The organism is Metabacillus sp. RB-C-LZQ-3-1, from assembly GCF_058315175.1.
The window spans coordinates 49994-76018 of record NZ_JBZFLI010000005.1 but is presented as its reverse complement, the minus strand read 5'-3'; the positions used below and the strand labels follow the sequence as shown (position 1 = coordinate 76018).

26 protein-coding genes are annotated in these 26025 nt (G+C 38.4%); 6 read left to right on the top strand and 20 right to left on the bottom strand.

Going from position 1 to position 26025, the window contains the following annotated elements:
• Positions 1-10: 10 nt before the first annotated feature.
• From AC4GZ8_RS09705 to AC4GZ8_RS09690, 4 genes are all read right to left on the bottom strand, one after another.
• A complete protein-coding gene (locus AC4GZ8_RS09705) occupies positions 11-982 on the bottom strand; it encodes an ABC transporter permease (RefSeq protein ID WP_491081654.1) in 972 nt (323 codons plus the stop codon).
• A 336-nt stretch (positions 983-1318) separates the two neighbouring features.
• Positions 1319-1651 (bottom strand): chaperone CsaA, encoded by a 333-nt coding sequence (gene csaA / locus AC4GZ8_RS09700; RefSeq protein ID WP_491081653.1) that lies wholly within the window; start codon positions 1649-1651, stop codon positions 1319-1321.
• Positions 1652-1679: 28 nt separating this feature from the next.
• Positions 1680-2579, bottom strand: coding sequence for an EamA family transporter (locus tag AC4GZ8_RS09695; protein WP_491081652.1), 900 nt, complete (start codon positions 2577-2579; stop codon positions 1680-1682).
• A gap of 92 nt (positions 2580-2671) precedes the next feature.
• A complete protein-coding gene (locus AC4GZ8_RS09690) occupies positions 2672-3373 on the bottom strand; it encodes a helix-turn-helix domain-containing protein (RefSeq protein WP_491081651.1) in 702 nt (233 codons plus the stop codon).
• Positions 3374-3875: 502 nt separating this feature from the next.
• On the opposite strand from AC4GZ8_RS09690, the gene AC4GZ8_RS09685 reads away from it, so the two are divergent.
• Positions 3876-4700: a manganese catalase gene (locus tag AC4GZ8_RS09685; RefSeq protein WP_491081650.1), complete on the top strand. Its 825-nt coding sequence runs from the start codon at positions 3876-3878 to the stop codon at positions 4698-4700.
• 120 nt (positions 4701-4820) lie between these two features.
• Here the strand turns inward: AC4GZ8_RS09685 and AC4GZ8_RS09680 are convergent, their stop codons facing one another.
• The 3 genes from AC4GZ8_RS09680 to AC4GZ8_RS09670 all read right to left on the bottom strand — a co-directional run bounded on the left by AC4GZ8_RS09680 (position 4821) and on the right by AC4GZ8_RS09670 (position 7583).
• Entirely contained in the window at positions 4821-6053 is a 1233-nt protein-coding gene (locus AC4GZ8_RS09680; protein ID WP_491081649.1) for a dicarboxylate/amino acid:cation symporter, read from the bottom strand.
• 242 nt (positions 6054-6295) lie between these two features.
• Positions 6296-7006 carry an anti-sigma factor domain-containing protein gene (locus tag AC4GZ8_RS09675; RefSeq protein ID WP_491081648.1) on the bottom strand — a complete coding sequence of 237 codons (711 nt, stop codon included), beginning with the start codon at positions 7004-7006 and terminating at the stop codon, positions 6296-6298.
• A complete protein-coding gene (locus tag AC4GZ8_RS09670) occupies positions 6999-7583 on the bottom strand; it encodes an RNA polymerase sigma factor (protein WP_491081647.1) in 585 nt (194 codons plus the stop codon). The genes AC4GZ8_RS09675 and AC4GZ8_RS09670 overlap by 8 nt, the downstream gene beginning before the upstream one ends.
• Positions 7584-7721: 138 nt before the next feature.
• Between AC4GZ8_RS09670 and AC4GZ8_RS09665 the strand changes: the two genes are divergently transcribed.
• Genes AC4GZ8_RS09665 through AC4GZ8_RS09655 form a run of 3 tightly spaced genes read left to right on the top strand, consistent with a single transcriptional unit; the run spans position 7722 to position 10874 of the window.
• Entirely contained in the window at positions 7722-8879 is a 1158-nt protein-coding gene (locus AC4GZ8_RS09665; protein ID WP_491081646.1) for an NEW3 domain-containing protein, read from the top strand.
• A gap of 2 nt (positions 8880-8881) precedes the next feature.
• A complete protein-coding gene (locus AC4GZ8_RS09660; RefSeq protein ID WP_491081645.1) occupies positions 8882-9835 on the top strand; it encodes an ABC transporter ATP-binding protein in 954 nt (317 codons plus the stop codon).
• Positions 9822-10874 carry an ABC transporter permease gene (locus AC4GZ8_RS09655; protein ID WP_491081644.1) on the top strand — a complete coding sequence of 351 codons (1053 nt, stop codon included), beginning with the start codon at positions 9822-9824 and terminating at the stop codon, positions 10872-10874. The genes AC4GZ8_RS09660 and AC4GZ8_RS09655 overlap by 14 nt, the downstream gene beginning before the upstream one ends.
• Before the next feature lie 325 nt (positions 10875-11199).
• On the opposite strand, the gene AC4GZ8_RS09650 is transcribed toward AC4GZ8_RS09655, so the two are convergent.
• The 10 genes from AC4GZ8_RS09650 to AC4GZ8_RS09605 form a co-directional block, all read right to left on the bottom strand.
• Positions 11200-12639: an aldehyde dehydrogenase family protein gene (locus AC4GZ8_RS09650; RefSeq protein ID WP_491081643.1), complete on the bottom strand. Its 1440-nt coding sequence runs from the start codon at positions 12637-12639 to the stop codon at positions 11200-11202.
• 18 nt (positions 12640-12657) lie between these two features.
• Positions 12658-14289: an acetolactate synthase large subunit gene (locus AC4GZ8_RS09645; RefSeq protein WP_491081642.1), complete on the bottom strand. Its 1632-nt coding sequence runs from the start codon at positions 14287-14289 to the stop codon at positions 12658-12660.
• Positions 14290-14323: 34 nt separating this feature from the next.
• A complete protein-coding gene (locus tag AC4GZ8_RS09640) occupies positions 14324-15916 on the bottom strand; it encodes an FMN-binding glutamate synthase family protein (protein WP_491081641.1) in 1593 nt (530 codons plus the stop codon).
• Positions 15917-16262: 346 nt separating this feature from the next.
• Entirely contained in the window at positions 16263-16808 is a 546-nt protein-coding gene (locus AC4GZ8_RS09635) for a GNAT family N-acetyltransferase (RefSeq protein ID WP_491081640.1), read from the bottom strand.
• A gap of 136 nt (positions 16809-16944) precedes the next feature.
• Positions 16945-17505 carry a GNAT family N-acetyltransferase gene (locus AC4GZ8_RS09630; RefSeq protein ID WP_491081639.1) on the bottom strand — a complete coding sequence of 187 codons (561 nt, stop codon included), beginning with the start codon at positions 17503-17505 and terminating at the stop codon, positions 16945-16947.
• 248 nt (positions 17506-17753) lie between these two features.
• Positions 17754-18503: an ABC transporter permease gene (locus tag AC4GZ8_RS09625; RefSeq protein WP_491081638.1), complete on the bottom strand. Its 750-nt coding sequence runs from the start codon at positions 18501-18503 to the stop codon at positions 17754-17756.
• A complete protein-coding gene (locus AC4GZ8_RS09620) occupies positions 18504-19265 on the bottom strand; it encodes an ABC transporter ATP-binding protein (protein ID WP_491081637.1) in 762 nt (253 codons plus the stop codon).
• A 277-nt stretch (positions 19266-19542) separates the two neighbouring features.
• Positions 19543-19887 (bottom strand): DUF1048 domain-containing protein, encoded by a 345-nt coding sequence (locus AC4GZ8_RS09615; protein WP_491081636.1) that lies wholly within the window; start codon positions 19885-19887, stop codon positions 19543-19545.
• A gap of 71 nt (positions 19888-19958) precedes the next feature.
• A complete protein-coding gene (locus tag AC4GZ8_RS09610; RefSeq protein WP_491081635.1) occupies positions 19959-20279 on the bottom strand; it encodes a PadR family transcriptional regulator in 321 nt (106 codons plus the stop codon).
• A gap of 943 nt (positions 20280-21222) precedes the next feature.
• Entirely contained in the window at positions 21223-22266 is a 1044-nt protein-coding gene (locus tag AC4GZ8_RS09605) for a DUF3231 family protein (RefSeq protein ID WP_491081634.1), read from the bottom strand.
• A gap of 227 nt (positions 22267-22493) precedes the next feature.
• Between AC4GZ8_RS09605 and AC4GZ8_RS09600 the strand changes: the two genes are divergently transcribed.
• Entirely contained in the window at positions 22494-22970 is a 477-nt protein-coding gene (locus AC4GZ8_RS09600; protein WP_491081633.1) for a hypothetical protein, read from the top strand.
• 324 nt (positions 22971-23294) lie between these two features.
• Here AC4GZ8_RS09600 and AC4GZ8_RS09595 read toward each other — a convergent pair whose 3' ends face one another.
• The 3 genes from AC4GZ8_RS09595 to AC4GZ8_RS09585 form a co-directional block, all read right to left on the bottom strand.
• Positions 23295-23759, bottom strand: coding sequence for a DUF8821 family protein (locus tag AC4GZ8_RS09595; RefSeq protein WP_491081632.1), 465 nt, complete (start codon positions 23757-23759; stop codon positions 23295-23297).
• 71 nt (positions 23760-23830) lie between these two features.
• Positions 23831-24253, bottom strand: coding sequence for a DoxX family protein (locus AC4GZ8_RS09590; protein ID WP_491081631.1), 423 nt, complete (start codon positions 24251-24253; stop codon positions 23831-23833).
• 85 nt (positions 24254-24338) lie between these two features.
• Complete coding sequence (locus tag AC4GZ8_RS09585; RefSeq protein ID WP_491081630.1) at positions 24339-24824, bottom strand: GyrI-like domain-containing protein; 486 nt, start codon at positions 24822-24824, stop codon at positions 24339-24341.
• Between the two features lie 111 nt (positions 24825-24935).
• On the opposite strand from AC4GZ8_RS09585, the gene AC4GZ8_RS09580 reads away from it, so the two are divergent.
• Positions 24936-25898: a helix-turn-helix transcriptional regulator gene (locus AC4GZ8_RS09580; RefSeq protein ID WP_491081629.1), complete on the top strand. Its 963-nt coding sequence runs from the start codon at positions 24936-24938 to the stop codon at positions 25896-25898.
• Positions 25899-26025 lie beyond the last annotated feature (127 nt).

Sequence of the window (26025 nt, the reverse complement as noted above, 5' to 3'; positions counted from 1 at the left end):
TTCTCCTCCCTTACATCACACTTTGATTTGCAAACCGTTTAAAAATGCCATTTGCAATAAATAGTAGAATGATGCTGACAACAGAGTTAAAAATCCCGATTGCAGTACCGTAAGAGAATCGGCCCAATCCAATCCCATAATTCAGTGCATAGAGATCTAAAACTTCAGCATAGTCAACCACTAATGGATTCCCAAGTAACAATTGCTTTTCAAAGCCAATTGTTGTTAAGTGACCAATGTTTAAGATAAGAAGAACTAGAATGGTAGGACGGATACCCGGCAATGTTACATGCCAAATTCTTCTTAGTCTTCCGGCACCATCTACTTTTGCTGCCTCGTATAATTGTGGGTCGATTCCAGCGATGGCAGCTAAAAAGATAATCGCATTCCAGCCCATCTCCTTCCAAATATCAGCCGCTACAACAATCCCCCAAAAATACTCACCCTTAGCCATAAATTGAATCGGTTTATCAACAAGGCCCCAGCTCACTAGTAATTCATTGATCACACCGCCATCAATAGATAGCATTTTCGTGACAATTCCAGCGACTACGACCCAAGAGACAAAGTGAGGCAAATAAGTAACCGTTTGCACCGTTCTTTTTAAAAAATTTATCCGGACCTCATTTATTAAAACCGCAAAAATGATCGGCATTACAAAGCCGATGGTTAATCCGAGCAGGCTCATCCCTAATGTATTTCGAAGGACTAGATAGAACCTCTCATCACTAAATAATTGGATAAAATGTTCAAAACCGACCCACTCTTGCTCAAAAAATGATCGTGCAGGCTTATAGTTTTGAAAAGCCATCGTCCATCCCCATAACGGGAAATAATTAAAAATCAGAACTAATATCACAAATGGAATAGACATCATATATAAGTACTTTTGCTGGACAAATGTTTTCCAGAAGCTTTTCTTATTTCTTTGTAAGGACACTTCTTTTAAACCCGTATCTGTATTTTTAACAACAGCTTTCATTTCCGTCCCCCCCTTATCTATAGCTAAATGATAACGCATACAAAAATAAGAAAGTACCTAACAAATTACACTTAAAATCATGTGAAAATTTTAAAAAGAGGCGTGAAGTGAAACTGGGGACAAATGATCTTGCGAAGGACAAAACTCAATTTGATTTACATAGAAAAGTCCTTCATACCACTGATGAAGGACCTTTCTCATTTCGTATTATATTCATTTGACCTACATTACTTATAGCAGCGGTACACATTGGGAAGTGACGGATTTGAAATTACATAGACCTTACGATTTATCTGGTGAGTGTTCTTTTATCCAAAAATTATAATCTCTTTTGTTTTATGAGATACGTGTTCCATTCCTAATGGGCTCATCCGGCTTTAACAGAACAACATCCCCCTCTTCCGGAACCCCACCTATTACCAATACCTCAGATTTAAACCCTGCAATTCGCATTGGTGGAAAATTAACTATCCCTACTACTTGACGTCTACAAAGTTGTTCAGGAGAATACCTACGCGTAATTTGAGCTGATGAATATTTTATCCCAATCTCTTCTCCAAAATCAATTTCTAGTTTTATCGCCGGTTTTCTTGCTTCAGGAAAAGGTCTTGCATTGATGATCGTGCCAACACGGATATCTAGTTTTATAAAATCTTCAATTTTTGCCATAATAATTTAACCACCTTTTTTACAATATTTAATGTTTTTGAGCTATCCTAAGTTCCTTTTTGATACCAGAATTTTTTGGCGACCAAATTAATAATCCAATACCTAGTAGTAAGAGGAAAATTCCTACCCATGAAATTACGTTTAAGGATTCTCCTAATATGAAAACCCCTAATAATGCTGCTGTTAAAGGTTCTGCTAACGCAAGTGTCACTGCAGTTGATGAAGAGACATTGGAAAGACCTTTAACAAAAAGCAAATATGCTATCCCAGTAGCCATTATCCCAAGATGAAGACTTGCACTCAAACCTCGCACACTCATCATCCAAGACATATCAAAGACAAATAGCAATGGAGATAAAATTATTGCACTAAGAGTGAAAACAACCGCTACTACTGATAGAGGTGAATATTTTTCAACCAACTCTCTACTTACAAGCGTATAACTAGCAAACGATAAACCAGCTCCCAAAGCCATTAATATTCCAACAGGATCAACATTAACTGATTCTTTATTCATAAAAAGCAAGAGACAACCTAAAATGGATAAAAATGTAGAACACCACCAAAGTGTATCCGGACGTTTTTTTAAATAAACCCATTCAATGAATCCAGATAAGATAGGTGCACTGCCTATTGCGACCACTGTCCCAATGGCCACCCCTGTTATTGTTACTGCAGAGAAAAAGAATGGTTGATACAATGCCATACTTACAGAAGCCACTATAGTTGTCTTAATTGGCCAATTTTTCAAGTTGAATTTTCCTGTTACGAGAACAATACATAATAAAAATAGACCTCCTACTGCTAAGCGCGTAGCACCAATAGCAATCGGGTGTGCTGCTTCCGGCGCAAGTGCCTGAGTTGTACCTGTGGTCCCCCAGAGTATTGCTGCAAGTAATATGAAAAAAGGCGCCACTTTTCCTTTCACTTTTGCTCACCTCGTAAAAAAAATAAAAAGGATATGTAAACTTATAGTAGAAAATTCCCAAAAAAATTTCTTTACCAAGTTTAATATCCTTTTTATCCTTTATTAAGAAGTCGATACTTTTGCGGAGATATTCCCTCTGATTTTACAAACCATCTTGTAAACGATGAAGAATTCTCAAAACCTAACTCCTCACTAATTCTTGAAATAGACCATACTGTTGAATTTAGTAGATTTCTAGCCTCTTGCAAACGAAGTTCAGCTATATAATCTTTCAGGCTTTTTCCTGTCTTTTTCTTAAACCATGTTGAAAAATATACTGGATGATAATGTTCGATTTTAGCTAAGGTTTCTAATCTTATTGACTCCTTAAAATGTTTATGAATATAGTCAATAGAAGGAGGATTGGCACTTTGAAGTTTATTAGTCACATATCTAGTTAAATCTATTAAAGCGGATGTACTCTCCTTACTCTTTGACTCTTCTAAAAGCAAATAGCGGATCGAATCCCAGTGTTTATCCATCCGGATAAACATATTACTTGTTTCATACGGCAAATATTGTAAGGGGATATCTAAGATTAAAAATTCATTTCTGTCAAGGGATCGATAGTTATGTTCCAACCTTGGAGGAAGATAAAAACAATAATCTGAGTTAAGATTTATCTCTTGCCACTTCGTTTTTATCTCTAAAGAACCTTGTAATGGAAAAAGAAATTGCCCATACTCATGGTGGTGTGAATGAAACTCTCTAGAATATGACCTTTTCTCACATGATATTTGATTGACACTTTCCATGTTACTCCCCCTATTCATTTAATAAATATTATAATTCTAAACAAAAATGAAATAAAGAATTTGAAAAAGAAGAAGGCATGATGATTGAACTACGAACTAATGTAATAATTAGCTACCCTTAACTATCCTCTAGTTCCACATTTAATCTGATTAATAGTAAAGTTTTAAAATCACTCATTTTTTCATCATTCTTAATTACCAAATTTAAACTTATATAGTAATATTATCCATTACTCATCCCCCATTGTTGAACTAAGTCCTCCCAACTCGATTGATCTCTCACGAATTTCTTCGCATTTTCCCTTTTCATCAACATAATAGAAGATCGTTATTGAAGGAATAGTACCTGAAAACTAAACAAATCCCCCCTACATTTCTTCTGATTTCTCTACTAGTTCTTTCTCCTTAAATTTTTCTAATTTGTTTTATAGCAACTAATGCGGGTATTAGAAAATCAACGTTTTAAATATCTATCAATTCAAATTCATAGGAGGAGATTCGTTTGTTTCGACATCAAAAAGAATTGCAGTTTGAAGTAAAGGTTGAGCGCCCAGATCCCATGCTTGCCCGTCAAATACAAGAAGTATTAGGTGGACAGTTTGGAGAAATGACTGTTATGATGCAGTATCTTTTCCAAGGGTTTAACTGCCGCGGGGAAGAAAAATATAAGGATATGCTTATGGATATAGGTACTGAAGAAATTGGCCATGTGGAAATGCTCTGTTCCCTAATTTCTCAATTGCTAGATGGCGCTTCTCCAGAGGATCAAGCGGAAGCAGCAAAGGATCCAGTAACAGCTTCTATTATGGGCGGAATTAATCCCCAGCACCTGCTTGTTAGTGGTCTAGGCGGATTGCCTGCCAACTCAAATGGGGTTCCTTGGAATGGTTCATATATCGTTGCAAGTGGAAATTTATTAGCAGATATGCGTTCAAATCTTCATGCAGAATCCCAAGGACGCCTTCAAGTAGCAAGGTTATACCATATGTCCAATGATGAAGGTGTGCGTACAACATTTCGAAAAATGCTAGCACGAGATCGGTATCATCAATATCAGTGGCTAGCAGCAATTGAGGAGCTCGAAAGTAAAAACGGTGTTGTTGTACCAGCTTCATTTCCACCAGAGGCTGAAAAAGAAGCCCAGGAAGAAGCATATAAATTCTGGGATTTATCAGAAGGTGAAGCATCCAGTGAAGGCCCTTGGGCAAGAGGAAGTGCCCCAGACGGCACCGGCCAGTTCGAATATGTTTCCAATCCAATAGCAAAAGGACAGATACCAAAATCTAAAGTTCCTGCGACTGAACTTCATCATGATCTTGATTATTAAAAGATAAATAGAAATGAAGAGAATCAAGGCGAAGAAACCAACTATCCTTTCCCCTAAAAAGTAATAAAAAAAATGTTAGCCCGACGTCCTTGGGGCTAACATTCTCTCTTTGAACTATTTTTATATATTTTCCTCTTTCGTTGCCATATGCTTCTTCTCTGTTTCAGCTACAATTAATGCACATGCTGCATCACCAGTAATATTAACCGCAGTACGTGTCATATCTAATAAACGATCAATACCTAAAATTAAACCTATACCAGCTACAGGTAAGTTTACAGAGTTTAAAACCATCGCTAGTAAGATTAATCCAACTCCCGGTACACCAGCCGTTCCAATACTTGCGAATACGGCTGTTAATACAACAGTAACAAGTTCCATTGTAGTTAATTCTACACCATAAACTTGTGCAATAAAAACGACTGCAACTCCTTGCATAATCGCTGTTCCGTCCATATTAATGGTTGCGCCTAGAGGTTGAACGAAACTACTAATTGACTCTGGTACTTTTAGCTCCTTTTGTGCCGTTTCCATTGAAACAGGTAATGTTGCATTACTACTCGATGTACTAAAGGCAACACTCATTGCTGGAGCAAATTTCTTAAAAAATGTTAATGGATTGTACTTGGCTAGCAAGAAAACGGAAGACCCGTATGTAACAATTGCATGAATAACAAGTGCCAATACAACTACAATCATATATAATCCCATAGCTTTAATTGCTGAGTATCCTTGACTACCAACTGCTGTTGCAATTAATCCAAAAGTTCCGTACGGAGCAAACTTCATAACCAAATTGACTAAATACATCATGAGGTCATTTCCCTGCTCAACAACCGTTCGTAATGAATTCGCTTTTTTCCCAAGCATCGTAATCCCAAAACCTATAAAGATAGAAAATGCAATGATTTGAAGCATGTTTCCTTCAGCGAAAGCTTTAATCGGATTTGTTGGAATAATATTCAGTAATGTATCAGCTGTTGATGGTGCTTCACTTGCCTCAAATGTAACACCCTCGGTTTCAAAGTTTCCTGCATTACCCGGTTGGATCATGCTTGCAAGAGTTAGACCAATTATAATGGCAACAGCAGTGGTTACTAAAAAGTATGAGATTGTTTTAGCTCCAATTCTACCCAGCTTTTTTGGGTCTCCTAAACCGGCAACCCCGATTGTAATGGAAAAAAATACAATTGGGACAACAAGCATATTAATTAAATTTAAAAATATCTTCCCTAACGGAGTAAATAACCACGTATTTAGTGTTGTAAATAAATCAGGTGAAACAATGTTTAACATTAACCCAACAATTGCCCCCAGTACTAAACCAATAATAATTTTTGTTGCCAGTTTCACACGAACCACCCCTGTTTCTGTACTTTTTAATCTTTTCCCTTATAACATTATATGAACAAAAGAATTAAGGCAAAACTAAAAGGATTGAGCCTTAGAATTCAATCCTTGATAGCTGCTTAAAATATATGTCTAACTTTTTGAGTTTACTTTATATTTGGAAGAGATACATTATTATCAGGTTCTGCAACAGTCCATTCATGTTCAATTGAAGAGTCTAATTGCAGAAGAGTATTTTTCTCTAATCAATTATTTTTTATTGGAACAACAAACGTTTCTGGTCCTGTTGGTTCTCTACTCCCGCCGAGGGGCTCAATGCTTGCTTTTATGACTTTGAATTTATTTACACCTTTTCCTTTTATCAACACTCTTGAAGAGCCGTCCATTGTAGGAAGTATTTCTCCCTTTATCTCATTATTTTCATAGATTATCCATAATTGATGGTCGCGATTCGAGATGTTTGCTAGTCCTTCCACTTCTAAAAGCATTTCCTGTGTAACATCATTAATCCAGACGTTACCCGTGATGTCACGGTAATCGGCAACTGGAATGATAGCCATCTGTTGAGTCTGTGGTTCACTTTGAATGGTGTTAACGGTTATTTCATTATTTCGTGCTACTTCATAGCTTTCCACATTTGACTGGTAATAATCTAGCATTCCAATAAAAAGAAGAAAAATAGCCGCAACACTACTAATAGCAACTGCCCATCCCTTTTTTCTCTTCCTGTTTAGTGGGCGCTGGTGCCTGACACTCTCCCATACTTTATTCTTAAGTTCTGCGGACGGCTTGGTGCTATTAGGTTGATTTAATAGGTGGGACCAAACCATAAGCTGCTTCGCACACGAATTGCATTGATTAATATGCTGCTGAATTTCCTGCTGAAGCTCCTTTGAAGTATTTTCGAGGACAAAATCGATCAATTGCTCTTCACGAATATGGTTTTTATTATTCATTATGGTTTCCACCCCCACTATATTTAGTCCAGGATAAGAGCGATTTTTGTTTCCGTAAATTATTTATTCCGTAACGAATCAATGATTTCACTGAACCTAGTGGCTTTTGCATTGTTTTCGCTATTTCTTTATGCGACTCCTCTTGAAAATAAGAACGATAAATAGCCTCCCTTTGATCAGTGGGGATATGTTTTAGAGCATCACGTACTGCTTTTCCCTCCATCTTTTTATACGCCAGAAGGTCAGCCCCTAATTCCTCACTACCAAACTCCAAGTCTACTTGATTCCCAGAGAGGATCGGTTTCTTTTTCCGTAATCGATCAAGTGAACGACTTTTTGTTTTGACTGCTAGCCACGCTTTTACACTTCCCCTTGCAGACTCGTATTGGGACGTTTTTTGATACACTTCGAGAAAAACATCATGGCAAACGTCCTCTGCTTCAGCTCGATCTTTGACAATATGAAGAGCAATATTGAAGACAAACTCAATATGCTCCTCATAAAACCGGTCAAAGGCCTCTCGCGTTCCACTTTCGACATCCTGCAATAACTGGAGACTTTTTTGATGATCATCCATGTTATGCACCCCTTATGTAACTCTCTTATTCTATTCATCTTTTACTTTCACGAAAAATTTTATTAAAAAATTTCTCAGAAAACAAATCCAATTTGCAAATTACTGCGTATCAAAAATGAAAAATATTTAAGGAGGATGATGAAGGTGGTAAAAAAAGCCATCACTCTACTTACTTTGGTACTAACTCTATCTACTTTTGCATGGATCAGCCCTGCACTAGCAAATGTTTCATTGTATACTCCGTATACTGGAATTACGGCAACTCCAGGTGAAACGATTTCTTATTCTGTCGATGTCATCAATAACGAATCAAGCATTAGGACTGTAACCTTTGATGTAGAAGGCTTGCCAGAAGGATGGACACATAGCCTTACTGCAAACGGAAGTCCGATAAAGCAGTTAACTGTTCGGGGTAATAATGAACAGCAGATTAACCTAGAAGTCACTGTTCCATTAGAAATTGACCAAGCAGACTATCGATTTACCTTAGCTGCAAAGGACGAGAATGGAACAACATCTGAACTGCCGTTTCTTGTCACATTAGCAGAAAAAGGAACATTCAAAACGGAATTAACAGTTGACCAATCGAATTTGCAAGGTCAAACGAATTCTTCCTTTTCTTATTCCGCAACACTTCGAAATCGTACCGCGGAAAAACAGACCTATGCTTTAACGGCAAAAGCACCTGAAGGCTGGGGAGTCCAATTTAAATCTGGTGGAGATAATGTAACCTCAGTAGCAGTCGAAGCAAATAGTGAAGCAGCTATCACGATTGATGTCACACCTCCGGAAAAAGCAAGTGCAGATACCTATAAAATTGAGATGTTAGCTGCCGGGAAAGGAACATCAGCTAAGACGAACCTGGAAGCAGTCATTACTGGTTCGTATGATTTAGCCGTAACAACTCCAACTGGAAAGCTAAGTACAGATCTCCAATCAGGAAGTGAAAAAACTTTAGACTTAGTTGTAGAAAATACTGGTACAGCACCATTAACAAATGTCAAATTATCAGCAACTGCACCACCTGATTGGGAAGCAAAATTTGAACCAAGTACCATTCCAGAATTAGCGGCTGGTGAAAAAGCGACAGTCAAAGCGTCCATTAAAGCATCCGATGAGGTAATTGCAGGAGATTACGTCACCACTTTTACTGCATCAGCAAATGAGACTTCCTCTGAAGGACAATTTCGTATTTCTGTGGAAACATCAACCCTTTGGGGGGTTATCGGGGTAATCATTATCCTTGCTGTCATAGCTGGTTTCTATTATGTGGTTAAAAAATATGGGAGGAGATAACTGTGGATCAAGCAATCATCGAACTGGAGCAGGTAAGCAAGCAATATGATGACCAGTACGCTGTCAAAGACCTGTCTCTCACCATTTCAAAGGGTGAAATCTTTGGATTACTTGGGCCTAACGGAGCGGGTAAAACAACGACAATACTTATGCTGCTTGGATTAAGTGAACCAACTTCAGGAATCGTTCGAGTTTGCGGTATAGATTCTGTAACAAGACCGATTGAGGTAAAGCGTAAAGTAGGTTATTTACCTGATAACATCGGATTTTACCAGCATATGACAGGTATGGAGAACTTGCTGTACACCGCAGAATTAAACAATATCCCAAAAGAAATAGCAAAAGAACGAGCGGAATACTTACTTACAAAAGTGAATTTACTGGAGGCTGCGAATAAAAAAACAGGAAAGTATTCACGTGGAATGAAGCAGCGTCTTGGTTTAGCGGATGTATTAATGAAAAATCCAGAAGTGATCATACTTGACGAGCCTACACTAGGAATCGACCCGGAAGGTGTACGAGAATTACTTAAGATGATTAAGGAATTAGGAAAAGAAGAAAAAATAACGGTTCTCTTATCCTCGCACCATTTGCATCAAGTACAACAAATTTGTGATCGTGTTGGAATTTTTGTGAAAGGAAACCTCCTTGCCCAAGGAAGTATGGAAAGTCTGGCTAAACAGTTATTTCCCGATGCTACACTTGTCATTCATGTTCAAGCCTCACCTATTAATGAGGGATTAATCGAAAAGCTGCAATCCATCGAACACGTTAAGCATATTAAAACAATCGATTCAGGACTTGAGATAACCTGTGATAGAGATGTTTCGGCTGATATTAGTAGAATCATCGTCGAATCGGGAGCAGCACTCACCCATATTAGTCATAAATATTTTGGTCTGGATGAAATCTATCATCGCTATTTTGAAGGACGTGAGCAGAATGAATCTCGCTAGTGTAAAAGATAAACTTAAATTCCTTTCTTCCCAATCAGAGGCTGTCGAGACAGCTGGAGTCGAGCAATCAAATCCGTCTGCATTCTTGGCCATTGTTCGAAAAGAATTCACCGATTATATTCGAAGCTGGCGAATATTGATTTTAGGTACCATCATTCTATTAGCATGTATTGGATCGCTATACACGGCCATTACATCGATATCAGATGCAATTAATCAAGCTGATGAAGAGGTAGAAGCAATTGGAGGGGATTTATTTTTATTCCTGAAGCTATTTACCGTATCAGATGGTTCATTGCCGTCGTTCATCACATTTGTGGGTTTTCTTGGACCATTGTTTGGGGTTGCATTAGGCTTTGATGCCATTAATTCTGAGCGAAATCGAGGCACTTTAAGCCGATTGTTATCACAGCCAATTCCAAGAGATTACTTGATTAATGCCAAGTTTGTAGCAGCTCTTTTACTAAATATCCTTCTTTTCTTTTCGCTTGGATTTTTGGTGATGGCTTTTGGTATTCTCATTCTAGGAATTCCGCCAACGGTTGAAGAGTTTTTTAGGATCTTTTTCTTTCTTTGCGTTTGCATTGTCTATATTGCGTTTTGGCTAAACCTAGGGATTTTGTTTTCGGTACTCTTTAAAAACCAAGCAACATCGGCTTTATCGAGTATTGCTGTATGGATCTTTTATAACATTTTCTATTCGATGATCATTAATCTAGTATCTAAATCCATCATTAATCCAGAAAAAATAACGAATGTAACGCAGGCGCTTGAACGACAAGGTGCAGTCCTTAATCTCATGCGCTTATCACCAAACTATTTGTTTAATGAATCGACAACCATCATGTTATCACCATCGGTTCGTAACTTGGGACCGTTGACAATGGAACAAACAGCTGGTGCAATCGCTGGTCCCCTGCCATTAAGTCAGAGCCTATTATTAATTTGGCCGCAGCTAACCGGACTTGTTGCTGCAACACTTATTTGTTTTGCGGTTGCTTATCTTACGTTTATCAGGCAGGAGATTCGGACGAATTGAGGATAGAAAGGATCAAGGTAGAGGCTAGAGTAAATATTCGTTCAACAGGTACGTTGTATACATCTGCTACAGATTAAGGAGTTTTATCTATTATGTAGGAAAATATCGTTTTGACCTATTCAGATGATCCACCTTGGAAAAAGGGGATTACACTGCTTAGAAAGACGAAAAGTATTCTTATAACATAAAATAGATTTTAATCTAAAAAAGCCGAACTTTAATATCGGCTTTTTACCATTTTAACTGTTTTTCATTGCATATAAAGGAGTGTTTTTCCCTGCTCCTGAGAATCGCTAATTAAGACAAAACTTGATCTCATCTGGACCTATTCCTTTGGTGATAATTTTATTCCAATAAATTTCATTTCGGTCATATCCTCAATGGCATATTTAACCCCTTCTTTTCCAATACCACTTTGTTTAACGCCGCCATATGGATGATTGTCTTGCCGGTAGGTAGAGACTTCATTAATCCATACACCACCCATTTCTAATTGATCCGCTACTCTTATCGCTCGATCAATATCTTTGGTGAAAACACCCGCTTGCAATCCGTAAATGGAGTCATTCGCAAATCCAATGACCTCTTCTTCTGTGTCAAACGGAATGACAGATACAATAGGGGCAAAAACTTCTTCGGCGACTATTTTCATATTACGATCAACATTTGTCATAATGGTCGGTGAAAGAATCGTCCCGTTTTGTTCTCCGCCCACTTCTATTTTCGCGCCATTTTCGACAGCGTCATTAATCCAAAGCTTAGCCCGCTCTGCTTCTTTCTCATCAATCATTGGCCCGATATCGGTTTCTTCCTCAGTTGGATCCCCAATTTTTAAAGCCTTTGTTTCTTTTATAAATTGCTCTAGAAATTTTTCATAAATACTCTTTTGTACATAGATTCGTTGTGCCGAGATACAAACTTGCCCTGAAAAAGCAAATGCGCCTGTTACTAATCCTGTTACAGCGGATTGAATATGACCATCTTCGAAAATAATATTTGGAGAATTGGAACCTAACTCTAAGGTAACTTTCTTAAAGCCAGCTGTTTCACGAATTTTCCTTCCAACTGGCAGGCTGCCTGTAAAAGTAATTTTATGGACATTTTCGTGGGTGACAAGTGGGCCTCCTACCTCTTCCCCTGTTCCCATTAACAAATTTAATACCCCGTTCGGAAGTCCCGCTTTTTGAAATAACTTTACTAACTTATATGCCGAAACCGGCGTTTTTTCGGCAGGTTTAAAAACAATCGTATTTCCGGCTGCAATCGCTGGTGCAATTTTATGTAAAGACAGATTTAGCGGGAAGTTAAAGGGAGTTATTGCTCCAACAACACCCAATGGTTTTCGTTTAACAAGTCCCATTCGGTTTTCCCCGCCAATGGCAGCATCCATTGGGAGGACCTCTCCAGTAATATTTTTGGCGAGTTCAGATGCGAAACGAATAACTTGTATAGACCGTTTCACTTCATCCCTGCTATATTTGATTGGTTTACCAGCCTCCTGGACGATTGTATTTGCAAAATCCTCCGCATTTTCTTCTAATAGATCTGCAGCTTTTCGCAAAATGTCACTCCGTCGATGAGCAGACATTTCCTTCATCGTGGAATGGAATGTTTCAAAGCTATTTTCTACTGCCTCATTCAGATCGGCTTCTTTTGCTAAGGCTATATCCGCTACTTTTTCTTGATTATACGGATTTATTACCTCTAATGTATCCCGATTATTTTCATTTCGCTCTTGACCATTGATAATGGAACCAAGCCTCATATTAGATCCTCCTTTTTCTTAGCAATGGATATTTCCTAATTTTTTTGTTAATTTCATATTTTCACGATAATCAACCGGGCAATCAATTAAGACTGGTTTGTTCATTGCAATTGCTTTTTCTAGAGTCGGTTTAAGTTCCTCTGCTTCTTTAATTTGAAATGCTTCAAATCCATAGGATGATGCAAGCTGTACAAAATCAGGGTTTCCAAATTTAATATGGGAAGGGCGTTTAAACTTTTTCATCTGGTGCCATTCGATTAAGCCATAGCCGTCGTCTCTCCATAATAAAACAATAATTGGAAGGTTAAGTCTTTTTGCTGTTTCCAGCTCGGCTCCTGTCATTTGAAAGGAACCGTCTCCACAAACCGCAACAACCGTACGCTCTGGGTGTGCCAGTTTCGCTCCAATTGCTCCTGGAACAGCAATCCCCATTGATGCCAGACCATTGGAAATAAGACATGTATTTGGTTCATACGTATGATACATTCTCGCCATCCACATCTTATGTGCACCAACATCTGAAATAACGATATCTTCTTCTTTTAAAACAGCACGTAAATCGGCTACGATTTTTTGAGGTTTGACCGGAAAACTAGTGTCGTTTTTAAATTGCTCCAGCTCAGTAAGAGCATTGGTGCGAACAGTCGATACCCATGAATTATCTCTTTCTTTAGGAGAAAGAACTTGGTGTAATTTTTGCAAATTCCTTTTTATATCTCCAAGTACGTTTAGCTCGACTGGATAATTTTCATCTGTCTCCGCTTCCTCTGTATCAATATGTAATATCGGGGTTGCACCATCAGGATTCCAATTTACTGGAGAATATTCGGCAATATCAAAACCAATAGCTAAAATTAAATCAGATCCTTTAAATCCACAAGTAATGTAATCATTCCCTCCTAGGCCAGCTGTAAATAAACTCAGCTCATTTGTCCATGGAAGAGCTCCTTTTCCCATAAAAGTGTGGACTACCGGAATTTTCATCTTATCAACTAGCGCTCTTAATTGTTCGGAGGCGTTAGATCTAGTAATCCCGTTACCAGCTAAAATAAGCGGGCGCTCGGCTTGTTCAATGAGCTTTGCTGCCGCTTCTATGACCTGATCACCTGCTTCTGATAAACTATGGCTTGTTACTTTTAATGGAGAACTGTCAACCTCCATCTCAGCAACATCTTCCGGAAGATCAATATGGGTTGCACCTGGTTTTTCCTGAGTCGATACTTGAAACGCTTTTCGGACTACTTCAGGTACGATTTCTCCCTTTTTAATTTGAGCATTCCACTTGGTCACAGGTTCATAAATATGAATCAAATCATAGTACTGATGACTAATTTTATGTTGGCGATCTAAACTAGCTTGACCAGTAATCGCAACAATTGGATTGAGATCCATGTTGGCATTTGCTACACCTGTTAACAGATTTGTCGCTCCTGGACCTAAAGTAGCTAAGCAGACACCCGGTTTTCCAGTTAACCTGCCGTACGTCCCAGCCATAAAAGCCGCACTCGTTTCATGTCTGGTTACGATAAACTCTATCCTTGAATCAAGAAGAGCATCCATAATATCGATATTCTCTTCACCTGGCACACCAAAGATATAGTTTACTCCCTCTTCTTCTAGACACTTTATTAATAATTCAGCAACTTTCATTTTCATACACCCTTTTACGTTTTTATGTTGTTACCTATTCAGCCTTGACGATGGATTGATAGATCTCCGCTAATGAATAAACTTTATCTTTTTCGTCTTTATAGACAATATGCTCCGGTTTAAAATCAGCTGGAGAATCCAAACCTGCGGCGGCAGCTAGTCGAAACAAACCTTTACGCATGGTAATTAAATAGTTTGCCGTACGATGCTTCTTTTCATCAATCACAAGAGCCTTTTGTAATTCGGGGTCCGTTGTTGCCACACCGACCGGACAAGCATTCGATTCACATTTTAATGCTTGGATACACCCAACTGTAATCATAAATGCCCGTGCGACATTCACAAGATCTGCCCCCATTGCTAAAGCAATAGCAATTCGATCGGGTGAAAAAAGTTTACCTGAAGCGATGAGTTTTACTTGATCACGAACGCCATATTGTATAAGAGCATTGTTTACTAAAGGCAGTGCAGCTTTTATTGGTAATCCAACACTGTCGGCCAGTTCCTGATAAGAAGCACCTGTCCCGCCTTCACCACCATCGACGGTGATAAAATCTGGTCCCTTACCTGTCTCTTTTATTGCTTTTGCCAATTCATCGGCTTCATGACGACTTCCAATCACCACTTTCATGCCAACCGGTTTCCCGGATTGCTCACGAATACGTTCAATAAAATGAAATAATGAAGGCAAATCACTAAATTCTTTAAAACGATTTGGACTATCAATCGATTTAAACGGCTCCACCATCCGAATCTTCGCAATTTCCTCTGTTACTTTTTCACCATCAATATGACCGCCGCGTGTCTTTGCTCCTTGAGCCAATTTAATTTCAAATGCTTTCACTTCCGGGATTTGACTTTTTTCTTTTAATGCTTCCCAGCTGAAATTTCCTTCTCTATCTCTCACCCCAAATAATCCTGGACCAATTTGCATAATGATATCTACTCCGCCCTTTAGATGATAGTCAGAAATCCCGCCTTCCCCTGTATTCATCCATGTTCCTTTTGCAATTCCTAATCCTTCTGAGAGTGCAGTAATAGCATGATTCCCCAAGGAACCATAGCTCATGGCCGACATACCAATTTGTCCTTTTACAATGAAAGGGTGCCTCGTATTTTTTCCGATCACGATAGCATCCTTATCGTCCAATAAATAGGCAGACGATTCATGTTTCTCCAACACTTCTTTTTTCTGTGTAAATAGAGGTTCTTTTAACAACAAGTATCTATTTGTTGTTACTTTTGTATGTTGATCCATTTTTAACTCTTCCGTTAATTTAGGAAACATAGAATTTCTTATATAAAAACCCGGCGCTTCAAAATCCCGTTGTGAACCATACCCAATCACATCGCGTTTATACTTTGCACTTTTTACAATATGTTGAAAGTCATTCCGTGAAAAAGGTTTTCCTTCATCATTATTGTTAAATAGATACTGACGCAGCTCTGGACCGATCGTCTCCAAAAAGTATCTAACTCTCCCAATGACTGGATAATTACGAAGAATCGGATGCTGTTTTTGTGTTCGATCAATAAAAAATAAATATAATCCAACAACTATTAAGGACAATACAAACAACGCAATAAAAACAAATCCAATAATCGTCAACACATTGGCTATATTCATTGTCAAATCCCCCTTAATGAACACTTTCTGTATATTTCAAATCAGCTAATCTCCTGCAACACAGTGAACTTGGATTAACAAAGATATCGCTAGTAAACAAAATACAGATCTCTATATAGTTAAGATTCTCGGTAAAGAGGAATTTATCCACTAAAATGGCAAATATTTAATAAAAAGATTTTAGAAATTGTAAGTAATCATGTCTGTCGAAAATAGTAAAAAAGCGACTGCTCCTCTTGAACAATCGCACCTGATGCTTTAAGTAGAATTATTAACAAACTCATAAATTGGTTAAATAGGAAAATGACACGTCTTCATTTTAGAGAAAAACTTATTTTCTTATTTCTCAGCCTACCCAATCGCTGACCTTGATTCTCCATATCATATGATCATATCCTTTGCCCCAATAATCCTTTAACAAATAATTAGGGTTCCCGAATTTCTTTTTCCAGATTTTTTGTGCATGAATATATCCACTATCTAAACAAAATTCTTCTATCCCTTTATCCTTTAAAGTAGAATACATTGTATTTAATAGTAAATTCCCTACCCCCATTCTCTGGTAGTCAGGATGAACAAATACTGTACCTACCTCCATTAGCTCTTTGTAAGCGTTGTTTGTACAATATTTTATGAGTTTACTTGCTGAGCCATATTCAATTGAACCAATCATTTTATCACCATCCAAAGCAATCAAAAAATATCGTTTCACACCATTGCTTTCAAAATCACTTTTTAAATATTTTTCCTTAACTTCGACTTCATCATTAAGATCACTCAATCTCTCCCCTAAACCTTCTTTAATAAACGTATCAGTAATCACTGTTCTAAAAAATGAATTTAACTCTTTTATGTCCTCAATCCTAGGCCTTCTAATCTTCACTTGGAGCATCTAAAACTCCTCCTTTCCATTCAACATCATATTCCAGTTCCCCCTCTTCAAGTATCCTGTTCCGTTAGTCAAATAAGAAAAAGGCTGCCGCAGCAACCCTATTTTTCAACGCAAGCACTCTTTACTTTAAGTGTATTTATTGTTTTATTTTGCAGTCTTGCTTTAACAATGAATACATATATAAGTCATCAAATTTCCCGCGAGTAAACTCATAGCTTCTTAAAAGTCCTTCTCTAATAAACCCCTTTCTTTCTACCAGCTTTTGTGATGGTAGATTAGGAGGCTCTATCAACGCTTCTATCCGTTGTAATTCTAACTGTTCAAATCCATATCTAATAACTGCTTCAAAAGCCTCACTTGCTATTCCTTTTCCCCATTGTTCTCTACTTAACTCAACACCAATTTCAGATCGATAATGCTTTGAAACCATGTTAAGAAAACCACAACTGCCAATTACCGCGCCTTGGTCCTTCAATGTAATCCCCCATCTTATCCCTGTTCCTTTTTCAAATATTGATTGATACCACGAAATCTCATCCAATACGTCATCAATGGACTTAAATGGTTCTAATCCAACGTATTTCATTACGTCTTTATCAGACAAATACTTTAAAAGACTGCTCGCATCATCTTTCGTTACTTGTCGTAAAATCAATCGATCCGTTTCAAGTATAGGAAATGCACTTACTTCCACCACAATAAACCTCTCCCTGAATATCATTTTGTTTCAGTAGTACCCACGCCATTTAGTACTTCTTCGTTTGCTTGATTTTTACCTTCAAAATGAAATCTTTCTATCAGAAGGAGATAACCTACAATTCCTAAGATACATTCACAAAAAAATCACAGTTTACAACCATTTTTTATTTAATTATTCCTCTTACCTTAGCAAATGCATTCCTCACAGCTGCTGACTTATGAAATGGCCATCCCATAATAGTGTACTTATCCTAACTGGCGTTTAAATTGTTTATTGGCGAAGAAGTAAGCAATGACCATGATGCCAAAGCACCAGGCAAGCGCGATCCAGATACCGTTTCCAACAGATCCCTCATACAAGAGGGCACGAATTGTATTCACGATTGAAGTCACGGGCTGGTTCTCGGCGAACGCACGGACAATTTTAGGCATGGTTTCGGTTGGAACAAAGGCCGAACTGATAAACGGCAGGAAAATCAGCGGGTACGAGTAGGCTGTCGCCCCTTCCATAGACTTCGCTGTCAATCCGGGAATGACCGCTAGCCATGTCAGCGCCATCGTAAACAGACCGAGTATCCCAGCTACCGCGAGCCAATCCAGGATATCGGCGCTGGAACGGAATCCCATCAAGAGTGCGGCGAGAATAACCACCACAACAGTAAGCGCATTGGAAACAAGCGAGGTCAACACGTGAGCCCACAATACCGACGAGCGCTTGATAGGCATGGTAATGAAACGCGCCATCAGCCCGCTCTTTACATCATTAAACAGCCGCAGTGAAGTGTAAGCGACACCGGATGCGATAGCCATCAGCAAAATTCCCGGCAATAAATAATTGACATAATGATCAGTACCTGTCTCTATTGCACCTCCAAATACGTAAACAAACAGCAGCATCATCATAATCGGCGTAATCGCCACCGTGATAATCGTATCCGGGCTGCGCATGATGCTGCGCATTAAACGTCCTAGCAATACTCCTGTTTTGCTTTTCATTTACATCTCCTCCTTTTTGCCAATGATTGCGAGGAAAATTTCCTCTAATGTCGGCTGCTTCTCGATGTACTCCACTTTTGTTGGCGGGAACATCTCTTTGAGTTCGGTAAGGGTACCAGTCGTGATGATTTTTCCGCCATGCAAAATGGCGATACGGTCCGCCAGTTGCTCGGCTTCCTCTAAATACTGGGTCGTCAGCAAGATGGTTGTACCGCCGTCGGCAAGCTCCTTGACTGTATCCCAGACTTCAATCCGCGCTTCGGGGTCAAGCCCTGTCGTCGGTTCGTCGAGAAAAATGACTGCTGGCGTCCCAATCAGACTCATGGCAATGTCAAGCCTGCGCTTCATCCCGCCTGAATACTGATCCGCCCTGCGATTGGCCGCATCTGTCAGGCTGAATCTTGCAAGCAGATTGTCGGCGACTTGAGCTGGATTGGAAACTCCCCGCAACTTTGCGATCATGATCAGGTTTTCGCGCCCGCTAAGCATGCCGTCTAAAGCTGCGAACTGGCCTGTCAGGCTGATGCTCTGACGAACATGATCCGGTTGACGCTGGACGTCAAAACCGCAAATACGTGCTTCGCCGCCATCAGGTTTCATCAGCGTCGAGATAATGTTGACTGTCGTCGTCTTGCCCGCTCCATTTGAGCCCAACAGTGCAAAAATTTCGCCGCGCCGCACTTCAAAATCCACCCCCTTTAAGACGTTCTTGTCTTTAAAAGATTTTTTTAACCCTTTTACAGAAATCGCTGCATTACTCATATTTTTTTCCTCCTTATAAAATGTGCAGCAAGGCTTCTTGCGAGATCATGAGATTGCTGAGTTTTGTCTGATAAGTGAGCGGGTTGCTCGCATTCAGACAAAGTGGAGTCATTATTGGGTCAAGAGCCTTGCGGAGCTAGATTGCTTATACCTCTCTATTCAGTCTTACTGATAATCTGTATAACTTAGTACCAGGTTAAAAATATAACTGAATAACGAAGGTAATCATTCACATTTGTATCCAGCTATTCAGTCGGTATTATCTATTGAGTTTATTTCATTTATTTTTTCCCAAGCGCTTCATGATACTCTGATTCAAATCTTCGCGATACTTGGCGACATAGGTTTTAGCGTTTGCCACTAGTTCGTCAGCAAAGGATGCCACATCGTCCCCAGTAATCTCCAGCACCTGTCTGCCTTCCGCTGCACCTTCTTCGAACAATTCGATTAATTCATACTGCATGTGCAGCATATCCATCCCGTTACCCGATGAAAAATTCCACATGTAGTTTTGTATTTTCTTAAATACAAATTGGTAGTCCTCTGGCAGGGCTTCAACCCGTGCCATCATCATTTTGTACTCTTTTTTATCACCAATCATTTTTTTGAACATTTCCAACATGTTATTTTTCCTCCTTTTTTATAAAGCTGAACAAGACACTCCTATGATATCTAACAGAATATCTTATGCAGTCAGTTTGATTTCAAGACGTTGATTTTTGATGATACAAAATCCCATCTTTTCCAAAACAATTCAAGTTCCTTGCGGCCAGCCTCATTAAGTGTATAAAATTTGCGGGGCGGTCCCATATCTGACGGTTTTTTTTCTATGTTCACCAGTTTTTTCTTTTCTAATCGCACAAGGATGGTATAGACCGTCCCTTCCACGACTTCGGTAAACCCAAGGTCGTTCAGACGGCGGGTAATCTCATAGCCATAGGTTTCATGGCGGCTGATGATTTCCAATACGCAGCCTTCTAACGAACCTTTCAGCATTTCAGTTAAATTTTCCATGCTCATAGCCTCATTTCTGTTAAATTCTCCATATTCATAGCCTCCCTATTTTGTCTGACTTATATTCAGTAGTACTTAGTACTAAGGGAAATTTTTACTGAATAGCTATTAGGAAACCACGCTATTCAGTATTGCTTATTACAGGTATATCGTAACACCAAGTAGCAGGGGTGTCAACTTTTTTTCCAAAAAAGGGCGCAAAGCATTAAATGTATTCTTAAACCTTTCTTTGTATAAACAATTTGTCTATGTCCCAAAATTACCAAACAACATCAGACTAATAACGAAAATAAATACGACTAATAAAATTAACATACCAATAGAAGAAATAGATAGAGTAATTGTTTTTAAGCATCCTTTCAAACTAAAAAATGCAGTAAAAAATGAACCCAGCAATAGTAGTAATAATAACAATAAGTCCAAGGATTCAGGTAAGGGATTCAATACTTGCGGGATAATAAAACTTAAGATTATAAAAATAATTATCAATACAAATGAAATCAAGCCCAGATATTTTTTCATCAAATCAACCTCACTCTCATTAAAAACACCATTCAATCATTCCTGTCTATTGGAGATAAACAAGCTAATGCGTTTTGAAGATTCCTTATGAAAGCCCTCCTTCCTTTTAACACTATCCTGCACCGTTAGTCAATAAAAAAAATGCCTTACTCCTTATTGAGCAAAGCACAGTTTAAATACATTTCTTCACAAAATTTCTTAATAACAGCTAAGAAAACAAATATTCAACCCCTAAAAGTAGTCGTTAATAGAAAAGCGCAAGGCGCCCGCCTATCGGCGACAAGCATACGTCAAACAGGAATAGAAGGTGTTCTTTACCTTCTATTCCTGTTTGACTTATGACCTCGAGCCGCTGGCTCCTGGAGCTAGACACCAACACCAGATAGAATTTACATACTTTCTTATCTTTTTAAAAAAGAATTTATTGAAAAAAATCCTTTCTTTGTCCAGATAGTTTTTTTCGATCATCCGTTAATGGGACTTGTTCAGCCCATTTATGTTTAATCATAAGCTTATATCCATCTTTCAGTAAATCTGCAAGCTCCAACATAAGTCTGGAAAAATGTAATCCCAAATCATATCGCTGACTTGTCGCAAAGGCTGTTCCATACACCCCTATTTGAGTAGACCCTATTAACAATTTATGGTACATAATAAGACGATCAGAGAAAGGGGAAATCGTTGAATTAGTAACTTCAGAGTCTTCTGATTTTGGGTAAGGTAGTTGGTCATGAGACAATAAAGTTTCCAGCGTTTCAATATGCTTATTCGCTATCCTTACCCCACGCCATAAAAAATCCTTAACCTCTTGCGATTTAGCCACCTGAGCAAACCCCACACACAGTGCTTTGTCCAACTGTGCTTTTTTCAAATCCCAATAAATATTGCTAATCTCAATACAGTTTAATGTCCTTTCTCCTCCGAGAATCCCATGCAGGAAGTTCGTTGTCTCTATAAACTCATAATTATTAGGCGGATTAATAAATGGTGGTCTTGACACAATTCCTTTTTCTAAAAGCAGATCTAGAGAGCGGTTAAAAAGTTCCATTGTTTCAGTTTGACATTGAACAAAATAATCCCGTATATCACGTCGCATATTACAGGATAATGCAGCAGCATATCCAGCTAAACCGTGAATACTCGCTATGTAGGTATAGGTTACACAAAATTCGTCTGAAAATAAACGAGGAGCTTCTAAATTTACATCTTCCTCAGTAAATCCATGCGGAATAGGGAATTTTTCTGCTTGAAAATATTCCTTAGCCTTTACAATATGCCCCTTCGCTAAGTTTAAAGCTAGTTCTAAAATAGGGCGAATCGAAACATCCTCAACAATTTTAAGCATGTATGTAAACACACAAATAGCCATCGAGTCATTTTGAAACTGAGTCCAAATATTTGCAATCTCTGGCGCCGTTAGTCTTACGTTATGTGATATTTCTCCATCTTTCTTTAATCCATTCATAAGAATCATTCCCTTCAAAAACTTGCTTTTTGTTAATGCAAAAAATTTTTGTTATTATTTTATCTTTATTCTTCCAGTCCATTATTTAAATATGTAAAAAAGTAAAAAAGCACTTATGAATGCAGTGTCTAAGTGAATTGAGGCATCACTTTTAAGAGAACCTTCCTTCATACTTTATATAAGTACTGGAAATATTACTTACTATAACATTCTGTTTGGAGGTTCTTATGAATTATAAAAAAGCAGCTGCTTTAAGTATGTTAATTATCCCCTGGTTTACCGTCCCCTTTTTAAGTAATAAATCCTTTGTCCGTTTTTTACCTGTTGCGAGCTTCGCGAACTTATCTATAATAGTTCTTAGCGTAATTGCGAATAGAAAAAGATGGTGGAAAAATAAAAACCCTTTGTTTCCAAATACTCCTATTGATTTTACATATATTTTAGGGGCTCATTTTATATCAACATTATGGGTATTTAAACTAACGTATGGGTCATTTCCTTTATATTTAATAACAAACATAGTATTGGATTGGATTAACGCATTCCCTATTGCAGGCTTATGGAAAAGAATAGGCTTTTTTAAATTTAAAAGGATGAGTCCTTTCATTTATTGGTTTATAACTGTACTTTTGGCAATCTTCCTATACTTTTATCAGTCCACAGTGGAAAAAGTGATTTCTAACACTAATTCTTCCGGAGCATAATGAATTCCCCATTTCTTAAAAGTAAGGTTGCTTCTTTCCTTACTTTTTTTATTTCTTCAATGCAATAGAAATTACTAGTCCTTGCCAAGCAATGTCTCCCACAATCCTAAGTGTTTTCTTCCACTGCCGGATGCTTTTTAATAAAACTAATGGCTGCCAAAACATCTTCCTGTGCCCAGGAATACTTACTGGTGTTTTATTCGTTATGATAGAGAAAAAAAAGCATTAAGAACCCCTTCTATTTGAAGGGGTTTTGCTTGTTTAACAGTACAATAATGAAGAAAAAATGGATGGATTCCTTTTTGACTTCAGCTTTTGCCTATTCTAATATTCTCCTTTAATCACAAAAAATGATCCGCGAATTGTTCCAGCTAGTTTTGACTTCTGTCTGGCAAACTTAAACTTCCCTTCTAATTCCTTTGGTACCTCCATTCCCTCAGAAAGCTTAAAACCAACTGCCCGCTTTTTAGGGTCATCAACCGTATACATAACATTGACCTCAAGACCGTCCTCATAAAAAACGTAGGCAAATTTGATATTTTCCACTTGAAATCGCGATGTTTCTAAAGGTTTGGCCGCAAACTCAATCTCACGTTCTTCTTTTAAAACTCGCTTCACATAATCAAGAGTCTCCTCGCTTTCACTAGCTGGTATAACGGTAAATTCATGCTTGTATTTGTTCATAAAGTAACGGGCTTCATTAGCACGTAAACCAGCAAGTGCTTCGACGACAGGTGAAGACTCAAAACCAGCCGTAGACACATTTTTAAAATCAACGATATAGGACATTTCCATCCCTCCGGTTATCACTTTATTTCCTCACAACAGGAATCCGCATTTCACCAAAAGTCCAACCCTCATTATAGTTTGCGGCTCTTCGGACGTAGCGCCCATGAAGCAATATTGAGTGCAGCATATAAAAGAGGAAGGATAACATAAAACCCGTATTCACCATAATCTTTAGCAAACACATGAGACAAAGCCGCACCAGTCATTAAAAAGAAGAAACCAGCGTGAGCCCATTCTTTAAGTCGAGGAAAGCGTGGCACGACGATAGCGATGACTCCAAGTATTTTCCAAATCCCGAGAATAGTTGTGATGTATAATGGGTAACCCATATTCGTCACTAACTCAACGTTCCCCCCCAATTGCATCAGTTGCCCGATACCACTTAACGTCATCGATCCTGCGAGTAGTAATGTGACTGACCAATATGCAATCAATGTTCCTTTGAGCGGGGTTTCTACCTTCGCGGTTGTTTCCGCACCAACAACTTTGCTCATTTGACTCATCCTCCTCATTGTTTCAAGGAGAAATATCAAATATTAAAAACCTTCAAAATATTTAACCTCTAAATGGACACATCCTTTATTTCCTCACAACAGGAATCCACATTTCACCAAACACTATACCGTTTCTCTGCCCCATCACAACCGATGTATTTGGCCCGCCAACATAGGCAAAATTCTTTGCTTCTGGCAAGACTTGGCCAAAGGCAATGCCAGCAAGATGATTATTCAATTCATCAGCCGTCTGCCCTTCCCCTTTCACAACTAGGTATTCCCCTTTAGGGAACTGGATAAGTCTAGATTCTCCTAGTTCTGGTGCCGATGCCTCTGTCATGACGCCGGCATAATGCATCATCTTGTTATTCACCGCTTCGTTCACGGCAAAAACATAGTCATTTGAGGCTATGGCTTTTAAAGCGTCAAGCCTTCCATCTTGGCTGAAAGCCTCCCAAAAATCTGCCTTTTCCTTGTTTAAGCCGGCAAAGTCTGTGTAATGACTCTTAAGCTCAGTTCCAAAACCTAAAACGGTAAAGCTGTCTTTTTCTTCTAAGGTATAATTCGCCATATCCAAAACCTTCCTTTTTTTAAAATTAATCAAATGATTTGAACTCATTCACTTGATAGGTATATCATAATCTTAAATCATGTCAAAAAATGATACTGTTTAGGAGCCCAGATGAAAAAAGTTGAACGTATTAATACCATCATGCGGTATATAAACAACCGCGCCCATTTTACAATTTCTGAAATCATGCAGGAATTTAACATCTCCCGTTCGACAGCTATTCGAGATATCAAAGAAATCGAGGCCATGGGGATGCCGCTTGTCGCTGAAGTTGGAAGGGATGGGGGCTATGCTGTGATGCACAACTCTGTCCTTCCTGAAGTTCGCTTTACCGATAATGAGGTCAAAGCTCTTTTTATTGCGTTTATGGCCACAAGAAATCAACAACTTCCCTATCTAAAGAGCCGTCAGTCTTTAGCTGAAAAATTACTCGGCTTAATCTCAGAAAACCAGCAAGATGACCTTGTTCTATTAAATCAAATCTTGCTATTTGAAGGGACGAACCCGAATAATCCTGACTTACTTGAATTATCAGATCTTCCCCACCCCATGCTGGAAAAACTCATTCAAATCCTACTTCTGGATCGGTATTTATTGATTACCGTTAAGGAAGAGAAGGAAATAAAATCATATCCAATTTATCTCTTGCACCTTTATCAAGAAAAAGGTCTATGGCTGATTGAAGGCTTTGACTTAAAGGAAGAGAAGAAGCAGATTATTCCTGTCGATCATCTCACAAATATCAAACCCTACCAGACGACAAAAAGATTAAGTAAGAAAAGGATTTCAGAAAAACTAAGTAAGCAGGAAGAAGTCATCAACCTTGTCCTTGAACTTGGTCCAAAAGCGATTGCCCAGTTCAAAAAATACCACCCTTTAAAAGTCTCAATAGCCTATACGAATCCTTACCAAACTACAGCCATTTTAAAGACTTTTATCAATGTGAATAATCCCGAAGAATTGACCGAAATAACAAACTGGCTCCTTTTCCTAGGTGGGGATATCAAGGTCAGGGAAGTACCCAAAGAAGTCTTAGAAGGTTTAAAAGAGAGATTATGCTTATACTTCCCTTAAGCAGCGGCCGTTAGAACCAAATAATGTTGATCTTGATTAGCTACAGTTATTCACTGTACCTCTAGCACCCAGAGAAAATTTTTCACTTAAGCCGCTGCTTTAAATACTCTTACCTATCAAACTTCTC

Bases quoted from the DNA above. Each gene is read 5' to 3' on its own strand.
- AC4GZ8_RS09635 (WP_491081640.1), bottom strand. From the start codon at position 16,808: ATGCTCCAAGTGAAGATTAGAAGGCCTAGGATTGAGGACATAAAAGAG.
- AC4GZ8_RS09620 (WP_491081637.1), bottom strand. From the start codon at position 19,265: ATGAGTAATGCAGCGATTTCTGTAAAAGGGTTAAAAAAATCTTTTAAA.
- AC4GZ8_RS09650 (WP_491081643.1), bottom strand. From the start codon at position 12,639: ATGAGGCTTGGTTCCATTATCAATGGTCAAGAGCGAAATGAAAATAAT.
- AC4GZ8_RS09580 (WP_491081629.1), top strand. From the start codon at position 24,936: ATGAAAAAAGTTGAACGTATTAATACCATCATGCGGTATATAAACAAC.
- AC4GZ8_RS09655 (WP_491081644.1), top strand. From the start codon at position 9,822: ATGAATCTCGCTAGTGTAAAAGATAAACTTAAATTCCTTTCTTCCCAA.
- AC4GZ8_RS09590 (WP_491081631.1), bottom strand. From the start codon at position 24,253: ATGAGCAAAGTTGTTGGTGCGGAAACAACCGCGAAGGTAGAAACCCCG.
- AC4GZ8_RS09605 (WP_491081634.1), bottom strand. From the start codon at position 22,266: ATGAATGGATTAAAGAAAGATGGAGAAATATCACATAACGTAAGACTA.
- AC4GZ8_RS09690 (WP_491081651.1), bottom strand. From the start codon at position 3,373: ATGGAAAGTGTCAATCAAATATCATGTGAGAAAAGGTCATATTCTAGA.
- AC4GZ8_RS09665 (WP_491081646.1), top strand. From the start codon at position 7,722: ATGAAGGTGGTAAAAAAAGCCATCACTCTACTTACTTTGGTACTAACT.
- AC4GZ8_RS09645 (WP_491081642.1), bottom strand. From the start codon at position 14,289: ATGAAAGTTGCTGAATTATTAATAAAGTGTCTAGAAGAAGAGGGAGTA.
- AC4GZ8_RS09670 (WP_491081647.1), bottom strand. From the start codon at position 7,583: ATGGATGATCATCAAAAAAGTCTCCAGTTATTGCAGGATGTCGAAAGT.
- AC4GZ8_RS09610 (WP_491081635.1), bottom strand. From the start codon at position 20,279: ATGGAAAATTTAACTGAAATGCTGAAAGGTTCGTTAGAAGGCTGCGTA.
- AC4GZ8_RS09625 (WP_491081638.1), bottom strand. From the start codon at position 18,503: ATGAAAAGCAAAACAGGAGTATTGCTAGGACGTTTAATGCGCAGCATC.
- AC4GZ8_RS09600 (WP_491081633.1), top strand. From the start codon at position 22,494: ATGAATTATAAAAAAGCAGCTGCTTTAAGTATGTTAATTATCCCCTGG.
- AC4GZ8_RS09585 (WP_491081630.1), bottom strand. From the start codon at position 24,824: ATGGCGAATTATACCTTAGAAGAAAAAGACAGCTTTACCGTTTTAGGT.
- AC4GZ8_RS09705 (WP_491081654.1), bottom strand. From the start codon at position 982: ATGAAAGCTGTTGTTAAAAATACAGATACGGGTTTAAAAGAAGTGTCC.
- csaA (WP_491081653.1), bottom strand. From the start codon at position 1,651: ATGGCAAAAATTGAAGATTTTATAAAACTAGATATCCGTGTTGGCACG.
- AC4GZ8_RS09595 (WP_491081632.1), bottom strand. From the start codon at position 23,759: ATGTCCTATATCGTTGATTTTAAAAATGTGTCTACGGCTGGTTTTGAG.
- AC4GZ8_RS09675 (WP_491081648.1), bottom strand. From the start codon at position 7,006: ATGAATAATAAAAACCATATTCGTGAAGAGCAATTGATCGATTTTGTC.
- AC4GZ8_RS09615 (WP_491081636.1), bottom strand. From the start codon at position 19,887: ATGTTGGAAATGTTCAAAAAAATGATTGGTGATAAAAAAGAGTACAAA.
- AC4GZ8_RS09640 (WP_491081641.1), bottom strand. From the start codon at position 15,916: ATGAATATAGCCAATGTGTTGACGATTATTGGATTTGTTTTTATTGCG.